5 protein-coding genes are annotated in these 6,188 nt (G+C 37.4%); 1 reads left to right on the top strand and 4 read right to left on the bottom strand.

Annotated elements, in window-relative coordinates:
- Positions 1-802 precede the first annotated feature (802 nt).
- A complete protein-coding gene (locus AC25Y6_RS15065) occupies positions 803-1,252 on the top strand; it encodes an Rv1352/Rv1906c domain-containing protein (RefSeq protein ID WP_488143598.1) in 450 nt (149 codons plus the stop codon).
- Between the two features lie 290 nt (positions 1,253-1,542).
- Here the strand turns inward: AC25Y6_RS15065 and AC25Y6_RS15060 are convergent, their stop codons facing one another.
- From AC25Y6_RS15060 to AC25Y6_RS15045, 4 genes are all read right to left on the bottom strand, one after another.
- A complete protein-coding gene (locus AC25Y6_RS15060; RefSeq protein WP_488143597.1) occupies positions 1,543-2,430 on the bottom strand; it encodes a DUF2628 domain-containing protein in 888 nt (295 codons plus the stop codon).
- Between the two features lie 622 nt (positions 2,431-3,052).
- Positions 3,053-3,517 (bottom strand): DinB family protein, encoded by a 465-nt coding sequence (locus tag AC25Y6_RS15055; RefSeq protein ID WP_482106643.1) that lies wholly within the window; start codon positions 3,515-3,517, stop codon positions 3,053-3,055.
- Between the two features lie 443 nt (positions 3,518-3,960).
- The gene (locus AC25Y6_RS15050; protein ID WP_488143596.1) at positions 3,961-4,938 is read right to left on the bottom strand and encodes a hypothetical protein; all 978 of its coding nucleotides are present in this window, start codon (positions 4,936-4,938) and stop codon (positions 3,961-3,963) included.
- Between the two features lie 181 nt (positions 4,939-5,119).
- Positions 5,120-6,019 carry an HNH endonuclease gene (locus tag AC25Y6_RS15045; protein ID WP_488143595.1) on the bottom strand — a complete coding sequence of 300 codons (900 nt, stop codon included), beginning with the start codon at positions 6,017-6,019 and terminating at the stop codon, positions 5,120-5,122.
- Between the last annotated feature and the right edge of the window lie 169 nt (positions 6,020-6,188).

Below are 6,188 nucleotides of genomic sequence, written 5' to 3'. Positions count from 1 at the left end.
TCATTTCTTGCTGACTCGAATCCGAAGATTCTTGTGTGTGTTTCTATTCAGCCAACCGAAGCTAGCTTAGTTAGAAACGTTTTGCTTAAGTGCGTTAGCACTCTCGCTGTATTTCATTGATGTTTTGCTGTTCAGTTTTCAAGGTTCATGTCGGAAGGATCAACTAGCACCCTTCACCTTTAGTCGTTGTCATTTTCTGCGACAACTTTTATATCATAACATTTCGTTTAGTTCATGTCAACAACTAATTCTACTTTCTTTTTGCGTTGTTTTCATAATGTCGCAAAAGCAACTTAATAAATATACCATTCTATCTAATGAAATGCAAGTCTTATTTAAAATAGTTTCCATTTCTATTTCTACTGCACCAAAGTGCACTATCTCATTCCTTTTTCATCATTAGAAATTAAACATCTTTCTATTCTAATTCCTTTTCAATTAAAAAGAGGTACCTGCGTCAGACACAAAGACGAACAACACACATCCGAATAGTTTTTAAAAAAGTAATGAAATAGAAAGCGAATAATCCATATGATAAAGAGATTTCTTGGGCCACCCTATTAAATCACTTATAATAGAAGAGATTCGAACGGGTGAGGAAAACTCAAAAAGGTTGAAGTGTCAGGTCCTGCAAAATAGGTTATCGATAAGGTTGAAAAAGAGCCCGAATTCACAGATGAATAGAAAGTTGAATTAGATAAGAAGGATGCAGATGAAAAGGCAGCTGCTGACTAAAAGCTAGAAGAAGCCACTAATTACAGCTGAAGCAGATGCTAACAAGATAAAACTGAGTACGTACAAAGTGAGATCTGAAATACCTGTTAGAGAATATCCGGCTTTATCTGATGACATGACATATATCGATAGCGCAAAAGATAGCGCCATAGGTCTGTACAGCATAATCTTTAACGATAATCTCATGGACGACTCCCACTCATATGTCACTCTTCAAGATGGTGAATATTTCAAAATGACTGGAGGAGAAATGCATCCAGTAGCCTCGGAACTATCCATAATCCCAAAGGATCGATTATATAAAGATGGCATGTACAAAGTCGACAAGGACATACCCGCTGGAGAGTATAAGGTAATTTTGACTAGTCCCATCGGGATGGGTTATTTAGAGGTAAGTTCAAATAGCAGCCACCAACTCGGTAGTATTGTTACAAATGAAAATATCCAGGCTGATACTTATATCACTGTAAAAGATGGTCAATATTTAAAATTACAAGGTGCTACAATTCAAATTTGATTGTATTTAAATCTTTCAAAACAAAAAAAGCGTCCTACCCACGATCAACTGTGGTTGGGTCGCTTTTCACTTTAGACTTACTGAGCTGTTACTTATTTACCACAACTGCATACTTTGCTGCTTAAAAAAGGTTCCTGTGTGAGAAACAAAGACGAACCCATCTAATTTAACTTTCAACTTATAAGTCCCCTCATGAAAGACATAATTGTTTACAGCTCGAACTTTCCGTTTTATGCGACAAATCGAAAACAGCAGATCTTTTATTCGGTACAAATCCTCACTTAACTTCCTCATTCAAACCGAAATGAATCTAAAACAAAATCCAATTCACGTATCATATTAAACGCAACAAAATCCAAGTCCTCTTGGTTTAACGGGCTATGCATTTCTTCATTTGCCTCACTGGCAATCGCCAATGTGTAAGTTTTTTCACCATCATTGGTTATGTATATTTCATCGCTATTTCCCCAGTAACTCTCCTCTAAAACTTCATCATAAATAATGATGCTAAATACGTATTGTTCAATTGCTTTCGAGTGGTTTAAATAATGAAAATCGATTGTTCCCTCCGAATTACTAGCCCAGGTTCCATAACTAATCTCTATCCTATTGTTCCAACTGATTGGATAATCAAATGAAATCCCATAGTCTTCATCGGTATAAGTTGTCAATTCTGTGTTACTCTCTACCTCGGTAACAGAATGTACGACCGATTCAAAAACCGCCGAAATACCTACATACCCGACAAACAACAAAAACGTTAACCAAAAGCCTTTCCAACTACTATCACCACGTTTTCGTACTTTCTCTAGAAGCTCGTCACCTGAAAAGTGCTTTTCTAATTTATTGATTTCCTTTTGTGCAAACTTTTTATATTGAAAATTACCACCAATACCAAGTAGCACCGCAATACCAATGCTGATATATGAGTCAAACCGGGTGGTAGCGGCTCCTACTAAAAAGTGTACTACGTCAGCAATAATAAATAACAGCAGGATCACTAGTACATGCTTATACATTTTCCGATAACCAAGCCAGAAAAATGTAGCAAAGAAAGCTGCCCAGTTCCATGATCGTCGTTCATTTTTTGCCCATTTTCCAAAATAATACGACTCTTTATACTCGCCCACAAAAGCTTTCAACAAGTCTGGTTTTTCTGTCTCACTAGGCGTTTCCACATTACTGTCCAAAAGGTTATTACCACAAGTCCCACAAAATTGATCTTTTTCAAAAATCGTACCCCCACAACGAGTGCAATGCATACACAATCCCCTACCCCACTGGCAAATCAATTTCATCAACTTGCTCTATATTTAGTCGCACAATCTGTTGAAGTCCTGCGTTTATTAAAAAGAGGTACCTGTATCAGACACAAAGACAAACTATTCATATATTTAAGTAATTATACTAAGAATAAAGATAAATTGCATAGGTATTGATTTACTTTGTATTATTATAGAATTGAGTTGTATTTACTGAATAGTTCCGCGCACAGTACCTAAAATTAAAGGGTAGTATCAGGACCGCATATTTAAAAAGCCTAATTTCTCACTTATATTACCGAGAAATTAGGCTTTTTATATTTGGATTCTCTTTATTGTAAACGCGATTTCTTGATGCTACCCATCTGAAGGAAGTTGTCTTTTTAAGTTAGCTGTGCAAAATAGCGCCTAAAGTGACACATGGGAATACCTAGGAAACGAAATAGTTACTCCAAAACAAATCGAAAATACTTAAGCAGCCCCAGTATGCTAAGCCTCACATCCAGGATGCTGCCTAAGCTGTTAACTTCTGCTTCGCTTATTTCCCTGCCGCTTTCACTGTAATATTCATCGCGTGTATCTGCCCAATATGGTTGGCTTCATGACAAGCGAGGACTGCTGCAAGTTCGCCGAATGTATTTTCCCCGAATATCGGCTGTTCAAGCACTTTTTCAAAGTACTCGGCAGGAATCTGTTTGATGCGCCCCAGCTGCTCGGTTAATTGTTTGGTTAATTCTTCGACTGTAGGTACGACACCGGTCCAGTCTGCAGGTTTGGTGCCGTTGACAAATAGCCCTATGTAATTCTCAGGGATATACTGGGACTTTTCCGGAAAGCCAAACAGGAATTTTTCGGCTACAGTTAGGATGTGACCAATGTGCCAGTGAATCGTGTTGTTTAAACCATCAGGCTGTACATCGATCACACCTGCATCCAGCTTTTTGACGTCATAAAGCAGTTTATTACGCGTTAGTTCGAGTTGTTTTGTTAAATATTTACTCATTTACTATCTTCCCCTCTTTTTCTGAATAGTATTGAGACTATATCACCTCACTCTGTCTAATACAATTGCTTTGTGAATCTCCGGAAATATCATACCTGGCCGACATAGGTAATATATGAATGTCAATTCAGTATCCCCTTGGCTATGGGATGGATGTACATATCATGTGGGGAGTAACATTCTTTTCGATAGACCTTTGTTATTCAATCCTCTAGTTTTGATTTTATATAAAACAACTTAAAAGAGGTACGCTGTGTGAGACACAAAGACGAACATTTAAATTTCCAAATAATTATACAAAAAATAATGAAAAAACGCATAGGTGTTGATTTACTTTGTATTATTATAGAATTGCATTGTATTTACTGAATAGTTCCGCGCAAAGTGGTACATAACACTATTTTCTAAGTAATAAAGGAATTCTCATGGAACTATATTAATAATTAATAAATTAGCTTTTCCTTCTCCATATACTCCTCACGAATTTGAGAAAGCGTCTTTCCAGTTTCCTTATGAACAGCAAACACATAGGTTTGTATACTAGACCAGCCAAAAAGTTCTTTTAACCATTTCTGCATGGAGATTTGTCCGCCATTCACTTCAACATTTCCGTTGGCCAGAAGTTTCCCTTCATCTTCCCGTCCTTTTGCAACTATCGTATCACCAGCCTTAACAACGCCCCATTCGAGCATTTCATTAATCTTAGGCAGCGTTCTCCGCGTAATGCCTTTTTTCTGCGCACTACTTCTTATTGGACTGTCTATGAAGTTAACGTAATAATCCCTATATGAATTAACTGGCAATACCTTTTCAATATTTATGTACACTTCATCCTGTATTTTGTAAGGAATCATTTTAAAACAAGTAATGTCAACACTATTACTATTCAGCCAAGCAACTGCCGACAGGGTTTGCTCATCATAATCAGATGCAACCAGTATTATTTTTTGGTTCTTATTAAAATTACTTTCCGCCCCATTTTCCCACAAAAATTCCATTAACTTTCGACTCCCGAGTTCTACGCTTGTTAAAGGGTCGTTTTCGAATTCACTTCGATATTTCTCGATGTAGGGGGCATAGATTTTATTCACTAAATCCTCTGAGTCTTCAATAGTTGCATAACTTGCTGCATACCGAATGGCTTGAAATTCAAAGGCTTCTTTTCGGCCCTCAATATCTTTCCGATCTCTTTTGATTTCAATTAAGACAATATTTCCTTTGTTGTCCACTGCAGTAAGATCACTAATTCCATGCTGGGCATTTCGTACTTGCTTTCCCACAATCAGCATCGATTCTTCTTCATCGCAGATTATATCGATATTCTTTCGTAATAATTCTTCTAAATCACTTTCCTTATAATTAAGCTCTGAAAAAGTCGTAGCGCCTATTTTTACTGCCTTATCATTGGATACATAGTACATACTATTCCTCCCAACTTGGTCTAGTTACTTGAATAATTTAACTATATTACAATTTCATAAAATTTGGCTATCAATGAAAAGCAGTACCACTGACACTAACACAACTCAGAATTTAATAAGAACCTTGTACTGTTCATTAAAATTGCATTAATAAAAAATCCGTGTTGACTTTTCGTCCCGTTTACCGGTAACCACTTCCCCCACCCCAAACTTCCCTACCACCAGTGTGCCCTGTGTTTTGGTGTGCTTCTTCATTAAGTAGTTGAAGAACTCCTGGTTGTTCATTGTGGTGCCAAACATAGCCTTCAGGAGTAATTCCATTACCTAATGCTTGTACATCAACTTGGGATAATCCTAATTCAGTTCCTACTTTTGGTGATTCTTGAATAGCTTGGTAAAGTGTTTCATTCGCTATTTGAAAATGTGTGTTGTCGCTTTCTAAATACATTTCTTCCGCTAAGATGATACTAAATTGAGATTCAAACAAAGGGAAAGCGCCTGTTTGGAGTTCACCATTAGGTAATTCGACTGTACTCTCTAGAAACTGAACCCCTGTTTCAGAATGATTCAATCCAGCTAAGTGATCATTGCGTGTCTCAAGGGTTTCTGCTTGAGCTAAGTCAGGCCCGTCCACAATATCAATAACTCCTATTGCAAAAGCGCTGACTGCTACAACCTTACCTAAGTTTCCTACACCACGGAGAATTTCTTCTCTGTCTTTATTACGTATTCCATTGAGTGTAATTCCAGTACTTTTCACTGTGTATTTGATACCCGAACCAATTCCCTTTATTGTGCGTCCTGTTGAGTCCTTAATATCTCCCCAACCTTGTTGTTTATGGTAAGTATCTTTCTTGACGACTCCATAAGCACTTTGCACTGTACCATCTGCAAATTGCCCGACTGAATCAACTGCATATTTCGATGCCTCAATAACACTTTGACCCAGCTCACCTACGTAACGACCAGCTTTTTCATTCTTCGTAGATATTACTTTGCTGACTAGTTTAACCCCACCTGTAGCAGCTCCACCAAGAACTGTATTTACTACTTTACCAGTGCCACGAAATACGCCCACCATACATTCCTCCACCACTCTTAACTATAGGAATATTATATCATTTTTAATAAAAATATCCTTCTTCAACGAAACTAAACAGCCAATCGCCGGGTTACTATCGTCGATTGGCTGTTTAATAGAGGTTTTATTCCTGCCTTAAAATGAACTGCAGAAGAACGGGAATAGCCTT

The sequence above is a fragment of the Sporosarcina sp. Y1004 genome, assembly GCF_057669665.1.
Note: the sequence above shows the minus strand (reverse complement) of the source record. Positions and strands in the feature narration are given on the sequence as shown.

Coding starts and splice junctions, on each gene's coding strand:
- AC25Y6_RS15055 (WP_482106643.1), bottom strand. CDS start 3,517: ATGAGTAAATATTTAACAAAACAACTCGAACTAACGCGTAATAAACTG.
- AC25Y6_RS15050 (WP_488143596.1), bottom strand. CDS start 4,938: ATGTACTATGTATCCAATGATAAGGCAGTAAAAATAGGCGCTACGACT.
- AC25Y6_RS15045 (WP_488143595.1), bottom strand. CDS start 6,019: ATGGTGGGCGTATTTCGTGGCACTGGTAAAGTAGTAAATACAGTTCTT.